Origin of the sequence: Rhodococcus sp. KRD162 (assembly GCF_017168335.1) — a bacterium.
Taxonomy (GTDB): Bacteria; Actinomycetota; Actinomycetes; order Mycobacteriales; family Mycobacteriaceae; genus Rhodococcoides.
In genome coordinates this window covers 142158-163289 of record NZ_JABFAU010000002.1, presented here as the reverse complement: position 1 = coordinate 163289, position 21132 = coordinate 142158, and the positions used below count along the sequence as shown (strand labels likewise).

Genomic DNA, 21132 nt, shown 5'->3' with positions numbered 1-21132 from the left:
ACTCGCGCTGCGCCCAGTCCGCTCCACCGCTCTTGCCTGCGCCCTGCTGCTGGTACCGCTGACTGCGTGCAGCAGCACTGACAGCACCGGCACCGACTCCGCCGCCGCGAACAGCTGCGTGCTCGGTGCCAGTGGCGGCACCCCGGTAGGTACGACGGCCGGCACCGGCTCAGGGGATATCTCCACCAATCCGGAAGTGGCGACCGGATATCGATCGGACATGACCCCGGTGGAGACGCCCTCGTACTCGGTCTCGACGGCCAATCCGGTCTCCACCGAGGCAGCCTGCGAGGTGCTGCGCGAGGGCGGCACAGCTGCCGATGCGCTCATCGTTGCGCAGACGGTGCTCGGCCTCGTCGAACCACAATCCTCGGGCATCGGCGGCGGGGCCTTCCTGATGTACTACGACGCCGCCACCGGCGAAGTGCAGGCCTACGACGGGCGTGAGAAAGCCCCCATGAGCGCCACCGGCGACTACCTTCGATACATCGATGACGTCAACCGGACTGTGCCGCAACCCGATGCGCGTTCGAGCGGTAGATCGATCGGCGTCCCCGGTGTGCTGCGCATGCTCGAGCAGGCCCACGCCGATCACGGCACCGAGCAGTGGGGCGAGCTCTTCCGACCCGCAATCGATCTCGCCGACAACGGAATCGAGATCAGCCCCCGCATGGCCTCGTCCATCTCCGACTCGGCCCCGAAGCTCGCCCTCGACCCGGCGTCCAAGGATTACTTCCTCCAGCCGGACGGTTCCGGCAAGCCTGCCGGAACGGTGTTGACCAACCCGGCGATGTCGAAGACGTTGTCGACCATCGCAACCGACGGTGCCGACGCGTTCTACACCGGTGACATAGCGCAGGCGATCGTCGACGCAACAGCCGACACCACCGCCGGGCGCACCGCCGGACAGATCACCCTCGACGACCTCGCCGCGTACCGACCGAAGATCCGAACGGCAGTGTGCACGCAGTACCGCGATCACGACATCTGCGGTATGCCGGGGCCGTCCTCGGGCGGTATCGCGGTGGCATCGGCGATGGGCATTCTGTCGAACTTCGACCTCGCGCAATACGCGCCCACGGGTATGGACGCCAACGGCGGAACCCCGACGGCCGAGGGGGTGCACCTGATCTCGGAGGCCGAGCGCCTCGCCTACGCCGATCGCGACAAGTACGTGGCCGATCCGGATTTCGTGCCACTGCCCGGCGGTTCCCCCGACGCCCTGCTCGACCCCGAATATCTCAGTGAGCGAGCCGGACTGATCGACGAGTCCACGTCGATGGGCACCGCCGAGCCCGGCGACTTCGGTCCGGTGCAGTTCGCATCGTCCACCGATCCCGAGCACGGCACCAGCCACATCTCCATCGTCGACAGCGAGGGCAATGCGGCCTCGATGACCACCACCGTCGAGTCGGCCTTCGGCTCGTTCCACATGGTCGACGGCTTCCTGCTCAACAATCAGCTCACCGACTTCTCGGCTTCTCCGGTGGACGAGGACGGGACGCCGGTGGCCAATCGCGTCGAACCGGGCAAGCGTCCGCGCAGCTCGATGGCACCGACCCTGGTCTTCGACCGCGACGACGACGGTGCGCGTGGAGATCTGGTGCTCGTCACGGGCTCGCCCGGCGGTTCGGTGATCATTCAGTTCGTGATCAAAACACTTGTAGGACTTCTCGATTGGGGCATGGATCCACAGCAGGCCGTCTCGATGGTCGATTTCGGTGCAGCCAACACACCGTCGACCAATTACGGGGGCGAGCATCCGAACGTGTCGGGCGAGAACGATCCTGTCGTGGTGCGGCTCCGCGAGATGGGGCATCAGGTTTCGGTCAAAGACCAGTCCAGTGGCCTGAGTGCGCTGCAGCGCACTGACGGGGGTTGGATCGGGGGAGCGGACCCCCGCCGCGAGGGTGAAGTATTGGGCGGTTAGCGCTCAGCTCAGCACCGAGACGAGCGCACGGATCGTCTCGGGGTACGCGTGCTCGGTTGGTGCCGAGAACCCGACGACGAGACCGTCGTAGACCGCATCCTCGGCGGCCGGGTGCCGAAAGGTCGAGAGCCCTTCCATGGCCAGTCCGATCCGTGCCGCCCTGGCCGACACCTCGGCTTCACGACCGGGTGGCAGCGCGAGCACGGCCTGCAGCCCGGCATCGATTCCGGTGATGACCACCTCTGGTCGGTACTGGGTAAGGCTGCGCTGCAGAAGGTCTCGCCGCGCCCGATAGCGCATTCGCATCGTGCGGACGTGCCGGTCGTACCGACCCGACACGATCATCTCTGCCAGCGTCAACTGGTCGGCGGTCGACACCGTCGCCTCACGGATCCCCTTTACCGCGATCACCGCGTCGAGCAGACGCTCCGGGACCACCATCCACCCGATACGCACTGCAGGAGAGAGGCTTTTGGACACCGACCCCACATACATCACCCGTTCCGGGTCCAACCCCTGCATCGCCCCGATCGGCTTTCGGTCGTAGCGAAACTCTCCGTCGTAGTCGTCCTCGATCACCGTGCCACCGGTGTCACGGGCCCACTGGACTGCCGCAGTCCGACGCGCCGGATTCAACACCACCCCGGTGGGAAACTGATGGCTCGGCGTCAGGATCGCCGCCGATGCCGCAGTGGAATCGAGTTCGTCTGCGACGCAACCCTCGTCGTCGACGCCGAGTGCCACCGTCGTCCGAGATCGCTCGACGATGCTGCGATGGAACGGTAGCCCGAAGGATTCGAGCGCAACCGGCCCTTCCGGTGCAGTATCGGACAGCATCGTCAGCGCCTGGGAAAAGCCCGAACACACCACGATTCGCTGCGGATCTGCTCGCACGCCGCGGGCCCGCGCGAGATAGTCCGACAATGCCGTCCTCAGTTCGATCCGGCCGCGCGGATCCCCGGGGCCGAAGGCATCCGATGGGGCAGCGTTGATCGCGCGCCGAGCCGAGGCCAACCAGACCGACCGTGGGAACGAGGTCGGATCGGGTCGGCCGGGCCGCAGATCGAACGCCGGTCGAGGGTCCGCCTCCCTCGACGCGCCGGCGACCGGGGCGGGCTGTGCCCGATGTGCGACGCGCGTGGCCGATCCACGCCGCGCGGTCAGCCAGCCTTCGGCGACCAGCTCCGCGTAGGTCTCGGCGACGGTGTTTCTGGCCAGTCCCAGGTCGGCCGAGAGCGCGCGGTAGGACGGGAGCGCCACACCCGGCTCCAGTCTCCCGCTGCGCACGGCGTCCCGCAGCGCCGTCGACAGCGCAGCTCGGCGGGAACCCGATGGATCCAGATCGAGATGCAGATCTACCGAAGTGACCCTGTGAAGTGCCATGAAAGTGAACCCTAGACCGGTTCGCCTGGACTCATACAGTGGACGGCATGACACGAATCCTCATGCAGAAAGCAGCTCCAGCCACCTACAAGGCGCTGATAGCACTGGACACTGCCGTTCGCGACGGTATCGATCCCGCTCTTGCGGAACTGATTCGAATCCGGGCATCCCAGCTGAACGGATGCGCCTATTGCTTGCAGCGCCACACAGCGGACGCCCGCGCCGCAGGCGAAAGCGAGGAACGACTGACCCTGCTCTCGGTGTGGCACGACGCTCCGAACTACTTCACCGAGGCCGAGCGGGCCGTACTCGCCCTCACCGAGGCCGTCACGACACTGCCGCCCGGCGGCATCCCGGACGAGATCTACGACCGCGTCGCAGACCACTTCGACGAGTACCGCACCGGGCAGCTGATCGGGCTCATCTTCACCATCAATGCCTGGAACCGCATCGGCGTCGCCACCGGTCTAGTTCCCGAATCGGCGGGTCAGCTCACGAATCGGTAACCCATCCCGGTTTCGGTGATCAGGTGCACCGGGGTGGCCGGGTCCGGCTCGAGCTTCTGCCGCAATTGGCCGAGATATATTCGTAGATAGTGTGTTTCGCGCTCGTGGCCGGGCCCCCAGACGGTGCGCAGGATCTCCTTCTGCGACACGAGCTTGCCCTCGTTGCGCACGAGCAGTTCCAGAACTCCCCATTCGGTACGCGTCAGATGCACGCTCTCACCGGCTCGCACAACGGTTTTGGAAGCAAGATCGACGGTGAAGTCCGCGGTCTCGACGATGGGGTCGGCCACCGCCTGCGGGCCTCGTCGTAGGGCTGCGCGTAGTCGAGCCAGCAGTTCGTCCATGCCGAAGGGCTTGGTGACGAAGTCGTCGGCACCGGCGTCGAGCGCCTCGACCGTATCGGCCGAGTCGGTTCGTGCCGAGAGCACCAGAATCGGTACCTCGGTCCAGCCTCGCAGTCCCGCAATGACGTCGATACCGTCGATATCGGGGAGACCGAGGTCGAGAACGACGATGTCCGGATGGAAATTCGCGGCCACCCGCAGCGCCTCACCGCCACTCGACGCGCTGACCACCTCGAAACCGCGCACGTTGAGATTGATCCGCAGCGCCCGCACGATCTGTGGCTCGTCGTCGACGACGAGCACCCGCACCTTCACCTGCCCGCCGCCTTCAACTCGACCGTCATCGTCAACCCTCCGCCGACGGTATTCGACGCCGTGACGGTGCCGCCCATCGCCCGCACGAACCCCCGCACCACCGACAGACCCAATCCGACGCCCACCGAGTTGTCACGATCGCCGAGACGTTGGAACGCATCGAAGACGGTCTCCTCTGCTCCCTCGCCGATGCCAGGACCGTGGTCGGAGACAGAGATCGTCGCCCGCTCGCCGTGTAGCGCGGCACTGACGGTGATATCCCCGGTGGGGGCGTATCGGGCACTGTTGTTCACCAGGTTCGCCAGCACACGCTCGAGCAGCCCTGGGTCGGCGAGTACCTCGACATCACCGACCTCGACGCGCACCCGGTCATCGGTCCCGACCAACGCGCCGCCGAGCACATCGTCGACGAACACCGGACGCAGGCTCGGTTGGACCACGCCGGCCTGCAGCCGCGAGGAGTCGAGCAGATTGCTCACCAGGGCAGTCAGCTGATCGGCCGATTCGTCGATGGTGGCCAGTAACTCCTCGGTGTCCTCGGGTGAGAACTGGACGTCGGTGCTGCGCAGCGACGAGGACGCCGCCTTGACCGCAGACAACGGAGTCCGCAGATCGTGGCTGACGGCCGAGAGCAATGCTCGACGCAACGCGTCGGCCTCGGCGAGTGCATTCGCTCGACTGGCTTCCTCGGCGAGCCGGGTCTGACGAACCATGCCTGCGGCCTGATTGGCTACCGCCGCCAGTACCCGACGATCGTGTGCGCGGGTGCGTTCACCGACGAGCAGCAGCGTGAAGTCACCGGCGTCGATCTCGGTATCCGCCTCGGAGCGGTCGGTCGGTACGTGGACCCCCGCGCTACCGACCGTGGCCGCCGCCTCGTTGTCCCACAGCGCCACCGAACTCTGCCGGTAGGTCTCGCGAGCGCGTTCGAGCAACGCGGTCAGATCCGCTCCGCGGAGCACCGATCCGGCGAACAACGTCAGCAGCTCCGCTTCCTGGGTTGCTCGGCGTGCCTGACGCGTCCGCCGGGCAGCGGCGTCGACGAGCGCGGCGACCGCTACGGCCACCAGGAGCAGCACGACGGTGACGACGAAGTTCTCGGGCTCGGCGATGGTCAGGCTGTAGCGCGGTGTCGTGAAGAAGTAGTTGAGCAGAAATCCCGCGATCAGCGCCGAGAGTGCCGCCGGCGCAACACCTCCCAGCAGTGCGACGCAGAGCACCACCATGAAGAACAGTGCGCTTTCGCCGCTGGAGTCGAACTTCGGCCCCACCGTGCTCAATACGGCGGCGGCCAGGCACGGCACCAGCACGGCGGCGACCCAGGCGAGGATCCGACGCCGTCCCGAGCCGACCTGCACTCCCCATCGACGGGCCTGCTCGGCGTGGGTGACCATGTGCACGTCGATCTTTCCCGAGTTCTGCACCACCGCCGCGCCGATTCCCTCGTCCAGGATTCGGGCGGCACGCGAGCGCCGCGAGGTTCCGATCACCAGCTGCGTCGCATTCACCCCGCGCGCGAAGTCGAGCAGAGTCGACGGCACATCGTCGCCGACGACGCTGTGCACGCTGGCGCCGAGGCCGGCCGCGAGCTTTCGTACCGCACCCATCTGCGGTGCCGAGACACCCATCAGACCGTCACCGCGGACGATGTGCAACACCATCAGCTCCGCACTGGACTTCGAGGCGATCCGACTGGCGCGGCGCAGCAGAGTCTCCGACTCCGGGCCGCCGGTCACCGCCACCACCACACGCTCGCGCGCTTCCCAGGTCTCGGTGATGCGATTGTCCTTGCGGTACTTCACCAGTGCCGCATCGACCTGATCGGCGATCCACAGCAGCGCCAGCTCACGCAGAGCCGTCAGGTTGCCGCCGCGAAAGTAGTTGCTCAGCGCCGCGTCGACCTTCTCGGCGGAATAGACATAGCCGTGCCGAAGTCTGCTGCGCAGCGCCTCCGGAGTGATGTCGACCAATTCGACCTCGTCGGCAGCTCGAACCACACTGTCGGGCACGGTCTCTCGTTGAGGTACACCGGTGATCTGCTGCACCACGTCGTTGAGGGACTCGAGATGCTGAACGTTGAGGGTGGAGATGACATCGATGCCGGCGTCGAGCAGCACCTCGACATCCTGCCACCGCTTACCGTGCACACTGCCGGGAGTGTTGGTGTGCGCCAGTTCGTCGACGAGCACCACCTCCGGCCTTCGCGCCAGGACGGCATCGAGGTCGATTTCCTGGGCCGAGGATCCTCGGTAGTCGACCGTCGCCATCGGCAACATTTCGATACCGTCGAGTGCTTCGATCGTCCGCGCGCGACCGTGCGTCTCGACCACCGCGGCCACGACATCGCAGCCTCGGCCGCGCAGTCTGTGCGCCTCGCCGAGCATCGCAAAGGTCTTGCCGACGCCGGGTGCCGCGCCGAGATAGATCCGCAGCTCACCCCTGTCCGCCACAGCCCGTCTCCTCACCCGGCCGGTATGTGTCCCGCAGTGCCAGGTTCAACTCCGGGACGTTCACCGCTTCGGCACCGAGTACACCGTACTGCGGCCCGTAGGTGTACCGGGCGACCAGCGCCTGAACGTCGCTTACCGGCACGCCGTTGACCCGCGCTACCCGCGCCACCTGGATGGCTGCGTAGGCCGGGCTGATATCGGGATCGACCCCCGAGCCGGACCCGGTGACTGCATCGGGCGGTACCGCCGAGGGGTCGACGTTCTCGCGGGCGGCGATGACGGCACGGCGCTGCTCGACGGTGGCGGCCAACACCTCGCTCGACGGCCCGAGATTGCTGGGTACCGCGGCGGCGGGGTCCGCACCGGCGCGGTTGTGGAAGAACGGATCCGGATCTCCCGGATCGACCTGCGGGTCGACGCCGATCAGCGCGCTTCCCACGACGCATCCCTGTGCGTCGCGCAGCGGGCTGCCCTCTGCGGAGTGGGCATCGATCCGGCTGATCCCCCAGACCACGGCCGGGTAGCCGATCCCGAGAACGACCGTCAGCGCCAGCAGCACTGCGAAGCCGGCCACGACCTGTCGAAGAAACCCTTGTACGTAGCGCATGGTCAGCCTATCCCTGGAATGTGCCGAACGAGTAGATCGATGAGCCAGATTCCGACGAACGGACTGATGACGCCGCCGACGCCGTAAACCAGCAGGTTTCGCCGCAGCAATGCTGCCGCCGATGCCGGGGTGTATCGAACACCTTTGAGCGCCAACGGAATCAAGGCAACTATCACGAGTGCATTGAAGATCACCGCGGACAGGATCGCAGATTGCGGAGTCGCCAGGTGCATGATGTTGAGCACACCGAGCTGGGGATAGACGGTGGAGAACATCGCCGGCAGAATCGCGAAGTACTTCGCCAGATCGTTTGCCAGCGAGAAGGTCGTCAGTGCTCCGCGGGTGATGAGCAACTGCTTGCCGATCTCGACGATCTCGATCAGTTTGGTGGGATCCGAGTCGAGATCGACCATGTTTCCGGCTTCCTTGGCCGCCGAGGTTCCGGTGTTCATGGCGACACCGACATCGGCCTGCGCCAGCGCCGGAGCATCGTTGGTGCCGTCACCGGTCATCGCCACCAGCCTGCCGCCCTCCTGCTCCTGCCGGATGAGCGTCAGCTTGTCTTCCGGCGTCGCCTCGGCCAGATAGTCGTCCACCCCGGCTTCGGCGGCGATGGCCTTGGCAGTGAGGGGATTGTCACCGGTCACCATCACCGTCCGAATTCCCATGGCGCGCAGCTGAGCAAATCGCTCCGCGATCCCCGGCTTCACCACATCGGACAGCTCCACGACGCCGAGAGCCCTGGCAGCGGAATCTGTTTCGCGTACGGCCACCACCAGCGGAGTACCGCCGTTCTGTGCGATGTCATCGACGGTGCCGCCCAGATCTGCGGTGCCGCCACCTGCCCGGATCCATTCGTACACCGAATCCGCTGCACCCTTGCGGATCTCGACGCCCGGTAGATCGAGGCCGCTCATCCGGGTCTGCGCGGTGAAGGCCACGAACTCGCCGCGAGCATCCGGCTCCGCCGCGGCATCTGCGAACTCGCGCTCGACCAGCTCGACGATACTGCGGCCCTCGGGAGTGCCGTCGGCGAGCGAGGACGCCCTGGCAGCACGAGCCAACTCCACGGCGTCGACGCCGGTCGCCGGGTGCAGTCCGGTGGCACGACGGTTACCGAACGTGATGGTTCCGGTCTTGTCCATCAGCAGCGTGTCGATATCGCCCGCGGCCTCGACGGCACGTCCGGACATCGCCAGTACGTTTCGTTGTACAAGCCGGTCCATGCCCGCAATACCGATCGCGGAGAGCAGCGCGCCGATCGTGGTGGGTATCAGGCAGACGAGCAGCGCGATCAACTGGATCGGATCCTGTTGCCGACCTGCGTAGTTCGACATCGGACCGATAGCCACCACCGCGAAGAGGAATACGATCGTCAGGGACGCCAGCAGGATATTGAGAGCGATCTCGTTGGGTGTCTTCTGCCGCGCGGCACCCTCCACCAGGGCGATCATTCGGTCGACGAACGTCTCACCTTGGGCCGCAGTAATTTTGACGACCACCTCGTCGGAGAGCACGATCGTGCCGCCGGTGACCGCGGAACGGTCACCGCCCGATTCGCGCACCACAGGGGCCGACTCACCGGTGATCGCCGACTCGTCGACCGTCGCAATTCCCTCGATGACGTCGCCGTCACCGGGTATGACCTCGCCCGCCGAGACGACCACCTCGTCGCCGACCTGCAATTCGGCACCGGCCACGGCCTCGATTCCGCCGCTCGTCCGGCGTCGGGCAACAGTGTCCTGCTTCACCTTTCGCAGGCTGGCGGCCTGAGCCTTGCCTCGGCCCTCGGCAACGGACTCGGCGAGATTGGCGAACAACACCGTGAACCAGAGCCATCCGGTGACGAACCATGCGAACACCGACGGCTGAGCGATCGACAGAACAGTCGTGACGACGGAACCGAGAAAGACGACGAACATCACCGGGTTGCGGGCGAGGTGCCGTGGATCGAGTTTGCGGAACGCGCCGGGGACGGCCGTGGACAGTGACAGGTTCATTGCATGGCCTCTGCTATGGGTCCGAGAGCGAGTGCGGGGAAGAAGGTCAGGGCCGCAACCAGGATCGAGGTACCGATCAGCAATGCGGCGAACAAGGGTCCGTCGGTGGGGAGGGTGCCTGCGTTCGGTGCGCTGCGCTTGGTCGACGCCAGCGACCCGGCCAGCGCCAGCACGAAGACGATCGGCAGGAAGCGGCCGAGGAGCATCGCCACGCCGAGGGAGATCTGGAACCAGTCACTGGTCACCGTCAATCCACCGAATGCGCTGCCGTTGTTGTTCGACGCCGATGCGTAGGCATACAGCACCTCGGTGAAACCGTGGATTCCCGGATTGCCCTGATAGCCGGTCGTCGACTTCAGCAGCACGGTCACCGAGGTGCCGACGAGCACGAGGATGGGCATCACCAGTACCGACAGCGCTGCCATCGTGATGGCCCGTCGGCCCAGCTTCTTGCCGAGAAACTCAGGTGTTCGGCCCACGAGCAGCCCTCCGACGAACACCGCGACCACGGCCAGTACCAGCAGTCCGTACAGGCCGGTACCGACGCCGCCGGGTGCGATCTCGCCGAACAACATGTTCAGCAACACCGTTCCGCCGCCGAGGGCCGACATACTGTCGTGCGCGGAATTGACTGCACCGGTTGATGTTCCGGTCGTGGACACGGCGAACAGCACCGACCCTGGGATGCCGAAGCGAACCTCCTTGCCCTCCATCATCGCACCCGCAGCCGTAGCCGCGACTCCGCGAGTCCTGGACTCGGCGAACAACGTCACCGCCAACATCGTTGCCCACAGCGTTGCCATGACCGCGAGCAGCGTCAGCCCCTGCTTGCGGTTGCCGATCATCGTTCCGAACGTGCGCGTGAGCGCCACCGGGATGAGGAGCAGTGAGATGATCTCGACGACATTGGACAACGGTGTCGGATTCTCGAACGGGTGCGCCGAGTTGGCCGCGAGGATGCCCCCACCATTGGTGCCGATCTCCTTGATCGCCTCCTGGGAGGCAACGGGCGCAAGAGCATTGGTGACGGTCTGGCCGTCGAGACCGGTCGAGACGAAACCGGAGGACAACGACATCACCACGCCCTGCGTCAGCAGGATGATCGCAACGAGCAAGGACAGTGGAAGCAGGATGCGCAGCGTTCCACGGATCAGGTCGACCCAGAAGTTGCCCAGTTCGCCGCCGGTGGACACGCGAACGAAGCCGCGGATGACCGCTATCGCCACTGCGATACCCACTGCGGCAGAGAGGAAGTTCTGCACGGCCAGTCCCAGCGGCTGCGTCAGATTGGACATCGTCGTCTCCGGTACGTACGACTGCCAATTGGTGTTCGTCACGAACGAGGCCGCAGTGTTGAATGCCATTGCGGGACTGACACCCGACAGGCCATCGTTCAGCGGCAGGACACCTTGAATGCGCTGCAGCACGAACAGCAGCACCACTCCTGCGAACGAGAACCCGAGCAGGCTCATCGTGTAGCCGACCCAGGTCTGCTCGGATTCGGGATCGACCCTCGCGATCCGATACAGAATTCGTTCCACACTCGAGTCCCGGGTGCGGGTGTACACCCGAGCCATGTAGTCACCGAGCGGCACGTACACCGCCGCCAGCACCACGATCACGGTGGCGATCTGAAGACCGGCCAGCAGAGCAGGATTCATAGCGGCGTCAGAACCTCTCCGGATCGAGGAGAGCGACGAACAGGTACACCGCGACGCATGCGGCCACCACGAGACAGAGCAATTCGGTCATTGCTCGATCCTGCGACCGGCTACCGAGCCGAACCGCGTTCCTTACGCTTTCTTACGCCAGTGACCAGCGGTTATGACGGATTTTTTACGCTAACGCTCCTCGATGTCGTCGACGCGTACGTCGACGGCCTCCCGATCGAGGGTGACTGCCAGCAGGTCAGACAGGACACCGATCGCAATGGTCGCCAGTTCGTCTCCCGCAGCTTGCAGATCGTCGCCGTAGACGCCGATCACCGCGATCGACATTCCGATGCAGGCGTGGTCGTCGAGGTCGAGGTCGATCGCGGTGGGCTGCGCGCCGCGGACCCCCGCCAGCGCACGCCGCACCGTCGTCTTGACGATGTGGTCGCTGATGCGCAGCGTGTCCGCACGGCCGGTTCCGGAGCCACTGGGAAATGCACTGTCCAAGGGCCAGGTACGCCTGGTGGTGTTCCGCACCTTGGACAGGATGGACGAGCTGATGTCCACCCAGTTCGTTTCCTGCGGTGCGCCCCGAAGTTCGGTGGCAGCACGCGCGAGAACCGAATTCGGCTCTACTGGGTTCGCCATGTTGCCAACCTTTCGCTCAATGTTGCTCGTGCTCTTGTCAACTGACCACGTACCGCTCCTGCCGACAAGGTCATGATCTGGCCGATCTCGGGGTGCGTCATACCCTCGACCTCACGGAGCAGCCAGCAGGCCCGCTGCCGGTAAGGCAGCTCGGCGAGTGCAGCCCCCAGCTCGGTCATGAAACTGTCGGCCTCGACATCGGCCTCCGGGTCGCTACCCGCGCCGGTGCTCTTGCGCTCGAAGACCCAATCTTCTGCAGGTGGAACGCTACGCCGACGTCGATGGTCGATCACCTTGTGCGAGACCATCGAGAACAACCAGGTCCGCAGCGCCGAATCGCCGCGGAAGTGGTCGAGCCCCTTCCAGGCTGCCACGAACGCGTCCTGCACCACTTCCTCTGCGGCACCCTGATCGGACAACATGTTCCGCGCGTACCGAAACATCTCCGGACCGTACCGCCGGACGATCTCCTCGAACGCATCGGTCTCGCCGAGCGCAGCAGCGCCAACGAGAACGCGGTCCGACGCGTCAACCCACTGCATCGAGCCCCCAGACATATTGTATGACATAGATCACTTTGTTCGGGCGTACGTTTCACCGATCGAGCTACGACCAACTCCTGACACACACTCTGCACCACAACTCAACGAGGAGAGGTATCCATGAGCACCACGACGGACAACAAGTCGACCGTAACCACCTCGGGCGAAGGAAAGACCGACATCGCAAGCAAGTCGGATTCCGTACTGCTCAGCTCGCAGGGCCGCACCACCATCGCCGATACCGTCGTCTCCAAGATCGCCGGCATCGCCACCCGTGAGGTCCAGGGCGTTCATGCCGTCGGCGGCGGAGCCAGCCGCGCGATCGGTGCACTGCGCGAGCGCATCCCCGGTGCCCGCGTCAACCAGTCGCAGGGCGTCTCGGTCGAGGTCGGCGAGCGTCAGGCAGCGGTCGACATCGACATCGTCGCCGACTACGGCGTCTCGATCGGAGACCTCGCCGCAGGCATCCGACGCAACGTCATCAATGCCGTCGAACGTATGACGGGCCTCGAGGTCACCGAGGTCAACATCGTCGTCCACGACATCTACCTCGATGACGGTTCGGACGACGAGGAGACCACCGAGGCCCCCTCCACCCGAGTGCAGTGACCGACCCGAACACGACGGACCGTGACCAGTCCGAGGACATCGCGGACGCCGTTCTGGCGATCGACGGTGTCGTCGGGCTGCACGGCGGCATGTTCGGTGAAGCCGCTACGTATCTGCCCGGGCGCCGAGTCGCCGGCATCCGCGTCGGTGACGGTGGAACCGAGGTACACGTCACACTGCAGTTCGGGGTCTCCGTCCGGGAGACAGCCGACGCCGTGCGTAACACCGTTGCCGCCATGATCGACGGACCTGTGCACGTCACCGTCGAGGACATTGTGCGAGTCTGACCAGGTGGACCATCACTCAGCGCACGACCGAGCCGCCGCCTACAAGGCGGCTCGGCGCGCGGTGGCGCGAGAACATCATCCCGACATCGGCGGCGATCCGGCCCGGTACATGGCCGAGCTCGCCGCGGTCGAACGACGGTTCTCCGTTCTGCCTTCTGCTCCGAACAATGCGGCCAGTGCGCCGACCGCCTTCCGAGCCTCGTCTGTGCCGGCCACCCTGCGCGCGCTGCCCAGAAAAATCGCACGCATGCGCAGACGCGTCACGCAGCGCAACTACTTCGACATCTGACGCCTCTGAATCTGACGCCTCTGAATCTGACACCTCTGAATCTGACTCTGACTGGAGATCAAGACCATGACCACTGCAACCATCGGATTGTTCGTGGGACTCCTGCTCGCCATCGCGGCGGCCGCCGGCGGTTTCACCGGCTTCCTCATCGCCATCGTTCTCGGCGGACTCGGGTTCTTCGTCGGGCGTTACCTCGACGGCGAGCTGGACCTGAACTCGATCATGCGTGGTCGCGGTCGTGACTGACGCAGCAGCCGAGGCCGACGCACTGAACGACCCGGGCCGACGTGGCTCGCTGGAGATCAAGCACAAGGCCGTCGAGCATCTGGCCGTACTCGCGGCGCGCAGCACCGACTCGGTCACCGACCGCCATCCGGGCCTGCGGGTCCTCGGCGGGCGTGATCTGCCCAAGGCAGATGTGACGGTCAACGGCTCACGCGTCCGCGCGCAGGTCGTTGTGGCTGTCACCTGGCCGTCCCCGCTGGCGAAGGTCGCCGCCGAGGTCCGCGCCGCGGTGGCCCGAGACCTGTCCGAACTGGGCCTGTACACAGTCGACCGCGTCGATGTCACCGTCGAATGCGTCTCTGCCGAAGCCGCCGAAGAAGAAGGGAGAGTGCAGTGACCGCACCCGCAGTGACCGAAAAGCCCAGCAAGAAGCCGGTAGCAAACCCGACGGCGGCCGTGCCGGCCGTGCTGTTCGCACTCGTTCTGATCGGGGCTGGCGTAGTCCTCGGCCGGGAGGCACTGCTCGATCTCGGTGCGATCGACGGACCGGATTGGGTCGGACCTGCAGCTCGGCATCTGGATGGACTCACCGCGCAGCAGTGGATGCTGCCTGCGGGCATCGCGGCAGTCGTCGTCGGGTTCATCCTGGTGTTCGTCGCGGTTCGCCCACGCCGCCGTACCCATCGCGCCCTCACCGAACAGGATGTGTGGCTGCGCAAGGATGATGTCGTCGCCGTCGCGCGCGCCGCGGCCCTCGACAATGTCGGCGTCGATTCCGCGTCGGCAAAAGCCGGCAACAAGAAAGTCACGGTGTCCGTGTCGGCCGTCTACGGTACCGATACCACCGCCCTGAAATCCTCACTCGTCGGCTCCGTGGACGACGCCCTCCGCCCACTCGCGTCGGCCCCGAAAGTCCGCACCCGAGTGCGCACGACAGGACAGGCCTCATGAAACGCGCTACCGCTTCCGTCGATCGCACCAGCACAGCCGTTGTCGGGCTCGCCCTGATCGCCCTCGGTGGCGGAGCCATCGCGTGGGAGCGCGGCAAATTCCCGGGCCGCGAACGCATCGATGCCGCCTTCGTCGACACCGCCGTCGACGCCGGTTGGTGGCCATGGGCTCTGGCCGCAGCCGCGATCCTGCTCGTCCTGCTCGGACTCTGGTGGCTTCTCGCGCACCTACCCCGCCGTTCGATCGGCACCGTCGCCTTCGCGTCCACCCCGGATGCCGACGTCGACGGCAGGCTCAGTGTCGATCTGAGCACCGCGGCTCGAAGTGCCGCGAAGTCTCTCGCCGCCCACGACGGTGTCGTGTCCGCATCCGGGCGCTCGGTGTCCGACCGCGGACAGCGCGTTGTCGAGATCACCGCGACTGTCGACCCCTCCGTGACGTCCCTCGACAAGGTTGCCGACGCGGCAGCGCACACGCGCAGCGACGTCGTGACCTCGCTGGAGGGATCGCCGACCGCAGTCCGAATCTTGCTGCAATGCGGTAAGTCTCGGAAGGACTCGGCTCGGGTGAACTGACCGGTCGTCCCCGATGCTCAGGAGAACTCGATCTCCCCGATCAGGCCGTGATGATCCGATCCGGGGAGATCGATCCTCTCCAACGATCGCGCGTGACCACTGTTGGTGAGGATATGGTCGATTCCGACCACTGCGGGTGTGCCCTTGTCCGTGGGATACGTCGGTATCAGACCTTTCCCCAATTGTGCTGCGGCATCGGAGTATCCGGCATCGAGCAGGTTGCGGAACTTCTTGTGTGAATAGGTCGTGTTGAAGTCGCCACTGACTATCACAGGGCCCGTTCCGGCTACGGCGGCGAGATCGTCACGTAGCGTGTCCAATTCAGCGGTCCAGGTATCTGCCGGCGTGATGTACGCCGCAACCGGATGGACAGCCAGCAGCGAGATCGGCTCGAAATCGGGCACCTCGACCTTGGTTGCCAAATTCACCGGACCATACCCGTCGAGTTCGCGGCTGTCGGATATCGGTAACCGGCTGTAGATACCGGCACCGCCACCGCCACCCGCGTACGGCCGAAGATAGCGGTACGGGAAGAGCTGTTCCATGCCGGCGTTCCGCAGACCGATCACCGCCTCGTCGGTGAGTTCCTGCACGGTGACGACGTCGACGGAATTCTCGCGTGCCTGACCGGCCACCGCCGTCGGATCGGCTTGTCCGACCATCAGATTTGCCTGCATCACCCGTAGCCGAACACCGTCGGAGTTCGGAGCGGCGTCCGCGACGTAGAGCGGTGCGTAGGAGAACGCGCCGACCGCCAATACGACGGCCGAGACGCCGGCCAGAATCCACCGTCGCCCGATCAGCGCCACGAGAGCGCCGACTGCGACCGCGAGGAACATCAGTGGGACGAACGACGCCAACCCGATCAGCACGTTGACCCGGGTGTCGGTGTAGAAGGCACCCAGACCCACCAACCCGGTGACAATCCCCATCGTGGCGATGGCGCTGGTCAAGATCCGTATCCAGGTTCGCTGCACCCGCCCGAGGATAGCTACACCCGCACGCCGATGGTGAGCGCCCGGATGGTCGTCCAGGTCAAGGACGCCACACCGCGTACAGCAGCGAGCGAGAAGGCGGTGGACCACACCGTCCGAATCGAGGGTTCGGGTACCGGAATGCCGTCGAAGCGGTCTGCCAACCAGTCCAACGTCGTGGGTGCGCTGAGCGGGTGCAAAGACAAGTGTTCGCTCAGTCGATCCCGCAGATAGGTCACGTGAGCGCCTGCCTCGACATACCGATCTACCTGGCCGTCCACGTCGTCGATGGCGATGATCTGATCGTGCACCGACTGGATCACCAGCAGCGGCATCGACGGTGCCGTGCGTCCCGGCTGAATGTCGCGAAAGATCTCCACGATCTCGGGCAATGCCAGTAGATCGGCCAACGGAACGTCGATGTAGTCGTCCAGATCATGGCGCGCCAGCCGGGCGACCGCACGGACGGTCGTCATCGACTCGACGGAATCGAGGATGCGCATTCCGTCCTCGTTGACGTACTGGCGAACGATGCGATCGAGCTCCGGATATGTACGCCGCAGACCGGCCACCACCAAGGTGGGCAATGCCGCGTGCAGCGTCGCATTGAGCCGAGTGAACGCCGAGCCCGGATCTCCAACGGGCGAACCGAGCGCAGCACCGACCAGTTCGAGCTCCGGTGCGTAATCCTGAGCCATCTCCGCTGCCCAGGACGTCGCGAGACCGCCACCCGAGTACCCCCAGAGTGCGACCGGCGTGTGTGCATGCAGCGCCAACGGCTCGAACGACAGCGCCGCACGGATGCCGTCGAGCGTGCAGAATCCGGGTTCCTGCGGAGAACCCCAGTGCCCGTCGGGGCCCTCGTGATCGGGAATCGAGATGGTCCATCCGCGCCGCAGGGCATGCAGAACCAGCAAGAACTCGAATTGCGGAACGGCACCGAACGCCCGCGCGCCGCGGCGAAGCGCGTACGACGGGAAACATGAGGACGCGACACCGTCGATCGCACATTGGTAGGACAGCAGTACCGGTTCCGCATTGTGTGGCCGCAACACAGTGGTGACGCCGGCCTGTGCGAACCCGCCGAGATCGGTGGTGCGATAGAGCAGTTGCCAGGCATCGACTTGCTGTCGGAGGCGACCGAACATTGCGATTTCAACCGGCCGGACCCTGAGAATCGTTCCCGGCGGAACCGCTTCGTAACCCGATGGTGCAGCGTAGAAAGGATCGTCTTCGGGTCTGATCGCGTCGACCCGCCCAGGTGCCTGCTCTACAGGCCAGGGCTGTTGGTCCCCCGTTGATCTGTCGACGCTCATATTCACCGCTTCTTGTCCGAGTCTCCTCGTCACACTAACTTGCCCTCGATGACGGCATGTCATGCAGCCTGCTGCCAGTTGGTGATCAGGACATCGGTCGCGTAGCTCAGGTCGAGGCCTTCCCCACCCCAGTCGGGGACGATGGCGTCGCGCTCGACCTCGCTGTGCCGTCGTCGAAGATCTTCGGCATCTCCGGCTGTCGCAGGCGCATGCAGAATCTTGGCACCCGACGGATGAAAGAACGAGAATCGTTGATCCCCAAGGGCTTCGATCACAAAGTAGCCGTCGTGCAGTGCCCGATGATGTTCGCCACAGAGCAGTACCAGGTTGTCGAGCGAGGTCTCACCGCCACGAGAGCGATATGTGACGTGATGCGCATGCAAGAATCGAGTGCGCCCGCATCCGGGCACCGTGCAGCAGCGATCTCGAATGATCAACTGCCGCATCTGAGTTCGGCACGGACTACTGGATGTGGTACTCCATCGCACAGTCTTGCCCAGACGACCGTGCCCGACGGTTCGCATCACTGCCGAACACAGCACCTGAGCCAGCGTCTCGTCGTCGAGCCCGGGTCCGTCGTCGAAATGGGCGTGATCATGGCCAGCTTCTTCGCTGTCTCCGACATGCACCAGCACCTCAGCCGCGGGTGAGACCACCGGAGATTTCACGGCGTCGCACACCATCTCCGCCATCGCAATCATCGCCGGCACGGGATCGGCGGGAGCAGGCGCGGCCCTATCGGCAACCGCGTCACCATCGGTTCGGGTGCGCTCGTACTCCGCCCTGGTCAGCGCGGCCAGCAATCGCTTACCGTCCTCCGGACGCAGCCGGGCACTGATGACGAGGGAACCGTCTTGTTCGTCCCAGCGCCAACGCCCGACGCATGGATCGACGTCCACACCATTTCGCCGACTCGGACGCATAGCCTTCTTCAGTCCACGGCACAGGCGCTCGACGTGCGCCGCGGGCGCATCGAGCGCTTTCTGCAGCAGTGACGCCTCGTTCGCGGCCGTGGCCACCCGAGTCATCGCCCGCACCTTGGAATACGAGACCGTTCCGCTCAGATACGCCGAAGTGATCAACGGTAGTTCTCGCATCGCCTTGGCCACTCGCACCTGCTCACGAGCGGTGTGCAGATCGACTCCCGCTCGCCAGGACAACCAGTGCGCACAGGAACGCACCTCCCAGCCCGCCCAACCGCGTCGCACGTCGAACTCACCCACCAGAATCAGATACTGCGCCGACGCCGCCGCGATCTGACCGGCCAGCGCGCAGATCTCGGACTCGATCTCTCCTGTCTCGATCCGCCCCGCCTCGGATCCCAGCTCTGCCATATCGATCATGAACGCCCTCCGGCTCGTCGAATGTCTGTTCGACAAACGTAGGCCACGGCACCGACAAGATCGTTTGGGACCGGCCACGCGTCCCCGCTGGGACGTACATTCTCGCTGGCTGGGGGAGTGGCCATGACACATCCGGCACCGAGTGGGCTGCGAATGTTCTACATGGCCGATGCACCCAACCCCCTCGCGCGCTTTCGCAGTCCGGTGCGCAGCACGTGGTTGACGTCGCTGTTCGGCGCAGTCCTTCTCGTCGCGCTTCCGATCATCATCGTGACCGGCCTGCTCTCGTACATCGCGTACGGACCACAGTTCGGTCAGGCCAGGCCGGGGTCCGTCGGGTGGCTGCGGTTGCCGTTCTTCGATTGGCCGACGAATCCTGCGTGGCTGTATCAGCTCACTCAGGGCCTGCACGTCGGGTTGGGCTTGATCATCGTGCCGCTCGTCATCGCCAAACTGTGGTCGGTGATGCCCAAGCTCGTCGAACTACCGCCCGTGCGATCTCCTGCGCATGCCCTCGAACGTCTTTCACTCCTCGCTCTCGTGGGCGGTCTTCTCTTCGAGATCGTCACCGGTGTTCTCAACATCCAGTACGACTACGTCTTCGGTTTCGATTTCTACGCAGCACACTATTTCGGTGCCTGGGTGTTCATCGCGGGATTTCTGGTGCACCTCGGTCTCAAGGTTCCGCTGATGTGGCGAACCTTGCGATCGGAGTCGTTGATGGATGTACTGCACGCCCGCAACGAAGCTGCGGAACAGACGCCGTCGGCGACCATGACTCGACGCGGTGCGATCGGACTGGTCGCTGCAGGAATGGGTTTCGTTGCCGTCTTGACCGCCGGCCAGACCATCGGTGGAGTCCTGCGCAAGGCCGCCATTCTTCTTCCTCGTGGACGCTCCTACGGCAACGGCCCCAACGACTTTCAGGTCAACCGAACTGCCGAAGCGGCAGGGATCACCGAGGCGCAGACCGGTGCAGACTGGCAGCTGACGATCAGCAGCGCAGCCGACGATGCCACCGCGGTGGTGTTGTCGCGCGGCCGGCTGCTGTCGATGACGCAACGCACTGCCGATCTTCCGATCGCCTGCGTCGAAGGATGGTCGACGACGCAGACCTGGACGGGCGTTCCGCTGGCCGAACTGGCTGCCCTTGCCGGTGTGCCTACACCACGCTCGGCCGAGGTGATCTCGCTCGAACGGAACGGTGCCTTCGGCCGCGCGGTCCTGCAGGGCAATCAAGCGGCGCATCCGGACTCGTTGTTGGCGTTGAGCGTCAACGGCGCAGAGCTCTCACCCGATCACGGGTATCCGGCGCGGGTGATCGTGCCTGCACTGCCAGGCGTCCACAACACGAAGTGGGTCGAGCGCATCGTGTTCCGTTCCTGAGCCGCCCGCGCAGATCAGATCGAGCACAGTCTCTACTCGAGCTGCGCTGTCATCATCTGTGTGACGTAGCGGTATTCGAGGTACCCATGGTCGGTGATCGCCGCATGCACGGCGGCGAGGACCTCTGCGCGGCGCACGTCGCCGAGGATGAGGTGGCTCGAATACGTTGCGGCCATTGCGCAGAATTCATCGGCTGTGTAGCGCTGCACCCAGTCGTAGGTCGTTGTCGCCCATGGGCCGAAGCCGTCGGCCGCAGGCATGACTGTGTCCGGTTGCGCGCCCAGCGATTGCGCCAGCAGGGGTGCCGCTCCCGGTTCCGTTGCCGAGTAAGCGGCTCGCACTGCCTCCCATGCCGCACCGTCGAGGTCGCCCGGCATGTTCCACCACAGCCGAAGAACACCGCCGGGGACCAACGCGCGCGACGCCACCGCGACCCCCAGCTCATGGTCCACCCAGTGCCACGCTTGTGCGGCGACGACGACGTCGAAGGACGACGGCGGGACGACGCAGTCCTCGAACCGAGACACCTGCACCTCGACGTCGAATTCCTCGGTTCGACGCCGAACGATCCGAGCCATCCCTGGATCCGGTTCCACCGCAATAACCGACGCGCCGCGTTCTGCCAATGCCACCGTGGCTTTGCCGGTGCCTGCTCCGGCCTCGAGCACTCGCAGTCTGCGGCCGGTCGCGATATCGGCGTACAACTCGGCCGGGTAACCCGGTCGGGCTCGGTCGTAGTTCTCGGCGACCCGCCCGAAACTCAATGCTCGGGGTGGTTTCGCGTCGTCGGCCACGTCGGC

23 protein-coding genes are annotated in these 21132 nt (G+C 65.2%); 10 read left to right on the top strand and 13 right to left on the bottom strand.

The features are described from left to right. Window positions 1–7: 7 nt before the first annotated feature. Window positions 8–1930, top strand: a complete 1923-nt coding sequence (gene ggt, locus J1M87_RS01895; RefSeq protein WP_374222343.1) for a gamma-glutamyltransferase — start codon at window positions 8–10, stop codon at window positions 1928–1930. Between the two features lie 3 nt (window positions 1931–1933). Here ggt and J1M87_RS01890 read toward each other — a convergent pair whose 3' ends face one another. Next, on the bottom strand, window positions 1934–3313 hold the full coding sequence (locus J1M87_RS01890; RefSeq protein WP_206487125.1) for a PLP-dependent aminotransferase family protein: 1380 nt from the start codon (window positions 3311–3313) through the stop codon (window positions 1934–1936). A gap of 47 nt (window positions 3314–3360) precedes the next feature. Here J1M87_RS01890 and J1M87_RS01885 point away from each other — a divergent pair, with 47 nt between their 5' ends. After that, complete coding sequence (locus J1M87_RS01885) at window positions 3361–3819, top strand: carboxymuconolactone decarboxylase family protein (RefSeq protein WP_206487122.1); 459 nt, start codon at window positions 3361–3363, stop codon at window positions 3817–3819. Here the strand turns inward: J1M87_RS01885 and J1M87_RS01880 are convergent. The 8 genes from J1M87_RS01880 to J1M87_RS01845 all read right to left on the bottom strand — a co-directional run bounded on the left by J1M87_RS01880 (window position 3801) and on the right by J1M87_RS01845 (window position 12377). Beyond that, complete coding sequence (locus tag J1M87_RS01880) at window positions 3801–4478, bottom strand: response regulator (RefSeq protein WP_206487120.1); 678 nt, start codon at window positions 4476–4478, stop codon at window positions 3801–3803. The genes J1M87_RS01885 and J1M87_RS01880 overlap by 19 nt on opposite strands. Beyond that, window positions 4475–6928, bottom strand: a complete 2454-nt coding sequence (locus J1M87_RS01875; protein WP_206487118.1) for a sensor histidine kinase KdpD — start codon at window positions 6926–6928, stop codon at window positions 4475–4477. The genes J1M87_RS01880 and J1M87_RS01875 overlap by 4 nt, the downstream gene beginning before the upstream one ends. Next, window positions 6912–7535, bottom strand: a complete 624-nt coding sequence (locus J1M87_RS01870) for a potassium-transporting ATPase subunit C (RefSeq protein WP_206487116.1) — start codon at window positions 7533–7535, stop codon at window positions 6912–6914. Before J1M87_RS01870 ends, J1M87_RS01875 begins: the two co-directional genes overlap by 17 nt. A 2-nt stretch (window positions 7536–7537) precedes the next feature. Next, entirely contained in the window at window positions 7538–9535 is a 1998-nt protein-coding gene (gene kdpB, locus J1M87_RS01865) for a potassium-transporting ATPase subunit KdpB (protein WP_206487113.1), read from the bottom strand. Beyond that, entirely contained in the window at window positions 9532–11196 is a 1665-nt protein-coding gene (kdpA, locus tag J1M87_RS01860; RefSeq protein WP_206487109.1) for a potassium-transporting ATPase subunit KdpA, read from the bottom strand. Before kdpA ends, kdpB begins: the two co-directional genes overlap by 4 nt. A gap of 7 nt (window positions 11197–11203) precedes the next feature. Continuing rightward, the gene (locus tag J1M87_RS01855) at window positions 11204–11287 is read right to left on the bottom strand and encodes a potassium-transporting ATPase subunit F (protein ID WP_082898670.1); all 84 of its coding nucleotides are present in this window, start codon (window positions 11285–11287) and stop codon (window positions 11204–11206) included. An 89-nt stretch (window positions 11288–11376) separates the two neighbouring features. Continuing rightward, entirely contained in the window at window positions 11377–11835 is a 459-nt protein-coding gene (locus J1M87_RS01850; protein ID WP_206487107.1) for a hypothetical protein, read from the bottom strand. Then, window positions 11820–12377, bottom strand: coding sequence for an RNA polymerase sigma factor (locus J1M87_RS01845; RefSeq protein ID WP_206487105.1), 558 nt, complete (start codon window positions 12375–12377; stop codon window positions 11820–11822). Before J1M87_RS01845 ends, J1M87_RS01850 begins: the two co-directional genes overlap by 16 nt. A gap of 120 nt (window positions 12378–12497) precedes the next feature. Between J1M87_RS01845 and J1M87_RS01840 the strand changes: the two genes are divergently transcribed. The 7 genes from J1M87_RS01840 (at window position 12498) to J1M87_RS01810 (ending at window position 15313) form a co-directional block, all read left to right on the top strand. Further along, window positions 12498–12986: an Asp23/Gls24 family envelope stress response protein gene (locus J1M87_RS01840; protein ID WP_206487103.1), complete on the top strand. Its 489-nt coding sequence runs from the start codon at window positions 12498–12500 to the stop codon at window positions 12984–12986. Further along, entirely contained in the window at window positions 12983–13273 is a 291-nt protein-coding gene (locus J1M87_RS01835; protein ID WP_206487101.1) for an Asp23/Gls24 family envelope stress response protein, read from the top strand. Before J1M87_RS01840 ends, J1M87_RS01835 begins: the two co-directional genes overlap by 4 nt. Window positions 13274–13277: 4 nt before the next feature. Continuing rightward, a complete protein-coding gene (locus tag J1M87_RS01830; protein WP_206487477.1) occupies window positions 13278–13562 on the top strand; it encodes a hypothetical protein in 285 nt (94 codons plus the stop codon). A gap of 66 nt (window positions 13563–13628) precedes the next feature. Beyond that, a complete protein-coding gene (locus tag J1M87_RS01825; protein ID WP_008711278.1) occupies window positions 13629–13808 on the top strand; it encodes a hypothetical protein in 180 nt (59 codons plus the stop codon). Continuing rightward, window positions 13801–14184, top strand: a complete 384-nt coding sequence (locus tag J1M87_RS01820; protein WP_206487099.1) for an Asp23/Gls24 family envelope stress response protein — start codon at window positions 13801–13803, stop codon at window positions 14182–14184. Before J1M87_RS01825 ends, J1M87_RS01820 begins: the two co-directional genes overlap by 8 nt. Next, window positions 14181–14738 (top strand): DUF6286 domain-containing protein, encoded by a 558-nt coding sequence (locus J1M87_RS29220; RefSeq protein WP_206487095.1) that lies wholly within the window; start codon window positions 14181–14183, stop codon window positions 14736–14738. The genes J1M87_RS01820 and J1M87_RS29220 overlap by 4 nt, the downstream gene beginning before the upstream one ends. Continuing rightward, window positions 14735–15313, top strand: a complete 579-nt coding sequence (locus J1M87_RS01810; RefSeq protein ID WP_206487093.1) for a hypothetical protein — start codon at window positions 14735–14737, stop codon at window positions 15311–15313. Before J1M87_RS29220 ends, J1M87_RS01810 begins: the two co-directional genes overlap by 4 nt. A gap of 17 nt (window positions 15314–15330) precedes the next feature. On the opposite strand, the gene J1M87_RS01805 is transcribed toward J1M87_RS01810, so the two are convergent. Genes J1M87_RS01805 through J1M87_RS01795 form a run of 3 tightly spaced genes read right to left on the bottom strand, consistent with a single transcriptional unit; the run spans window position 15331 to window position 18946 of the window. Then, window positions 15331–16290, bottom strand: a complete 960-nt coding sequence (locus tag J1M87_RS01805; protein WP_307830707.1) for an endonuclease/exonuclease/phosphatase family protein — start codon at window positions 16288–16290, stop codon at window positions 15331–15333. A 14-nt stretch (window positions 16291–16304) separates the two neighbouring features. After that, window positions 16305–17603 (bottom strand): lipase family protein, encoded by a 1299-nt coding sequence (locus tag J1M87_RS01800; RefSeq protein ID WP_206487091.1) that lies wholly within the window; start codon window positions 17601–17603, stop codon window positions 16305–16307. 59 nt (window positions 17604–17662) lie between these two features. Further along, window positions 17663–18946: an HNH endonuclease gene (locus J1M87_RS01795; protein WP_206487089.1), complete on the bottom strand. Its 1284-nt coding sequence runs from the start codon at window positions 18944–18946 to the stop codon at window positions 17663–17665. A gap of 153 nt (window positions 18947–19099) precedes the next feature. Between J1M87_RS01795 and J1M87_RS01790 the strand changes: the two genes are divergently transcribed. Beyond that, window positions 19100–20332: a molybdopterin-dependent oxidoreductase gene (locus J1M87_RS01790; protein WP_206487434.1), complete on the top strand. Its 1233-nt coding sequence runs from the start codon at window positions 19100–19102 to the stop codon at window positions 20330–20332. Window positions 20333–20364: 32 nt separating this feature from the next. On the opposite strand, the gene J1M87_RS01785 is transcribed toward J1M87_RS01790, so the two are convergent. Beyond that, window positions 20365–21126 (bottom strand): class I SAM-dependent methyltransferase, encoded by a 762-nt coding sequence (locus tag J1M87_RS01785; RefSeq protein ID WP_206487087.1) that lies wholly within the window; start codon window positions 21124–21126, stop codon window positions 20365–20367. Between the last annotated feature and the right edge of the window lie 6 nt (window positions 21127–21132).

Coding starts and splice junctions, on each gene's coding strand:
- J1M87_RS01890 (WP_206487125.1), bottom strand. CDS start 3,313: ATGGCACTTCACAGGGTCACTTCGGTAGATCTGCATCTCGATCTGGAT.
- J1M87_RS01885 (WP_206487122.1), top strand. CDS start 3,361: ATGACACGAATCCTCATGCAGAAAGCAGCTCCAGCCACCTACAAGGCG.
- J1M87_RS01870 (WP_206487116.1), bottom strand. CDS start 7,535: ATGCGCTACGTACAAGGGTTTCTTCGACAGGTCGTGGCCGGCTTCGCA.
- kdpB (WP_206487113.1), bottom strand. CDS start 9,535: ATGAACCTGTCACTGTCCACGGCCGTCCCCGGCGCGTTCCGCAAACTC.
- kdpA (WP_206487109.1), bottom strand. CDS start 11,196: ATGAATCCTGCTCTGCTGGCCGGTCTTCAGATCGCCACCGTGATCGTG.
- J1M87_RS01855 (WP_082898670.1), bottom strand. CDS start 11,287: ATGACCGAATTGCTCTGTCTCGTGGTGGCCGCATGCGTCGCGGTGTAC.
- J1M87_RS01850 (WP_206487107.1), bottom strand. CDS start 11,835: ATGGCGAACCCAGTAGAGCCGAATTCGGTTCTCGCGCGTGCTGCCACC.
- J1M87_RS01845 (WP_206487105.1), bottom strand. CDS start 12,377: ATGCAGTGGGTTGACGCGTCGGACCGCGTTCTCGTTGGCGCTGCTGCG.
- J1M87_RS01840 (WP_206487103.1), top strand. CDS start 12,498: ATGAGCACCACGACGGACAACAAGTCGACCGTAACCACCTCGGGCGAA.
- J1M87_RS01825 (WP_008711278.1), top strand. CDS start 13,629: ATGACCACTGCAACCATCGGATTGTTCGTGGGACTCCTGCTCGCCATC.
- J1M87_RS01810 (WP_206487093.1), top strand. CDS start 14,735: ATGAAACGCGCTACCGCTTCCGTCGATCGCACCAGCACAGCCGTTGTC.
- J1M87_RS01800 (WP_206487091.1), bottom strand. CDS start 17,603: ATGAGCGTCGACAGATCAACGGGGGACCAACAGCCCTGGCCTGTAGAG.
- J1M87_RS01795 (WP_206487089.1), bottom strand. CDS start 18,946: ATGATCGATATGGCAGAGCTGGGATCCGAGGCGGGGCGGATCGAGACA.
- J1M87_RS01790 (WP_206487434.1), top strand. CDS start 19,100: ATGTTCTACATGGCCGATGCACCCAACCCCCTCGCGCGCTTTCGCAGT.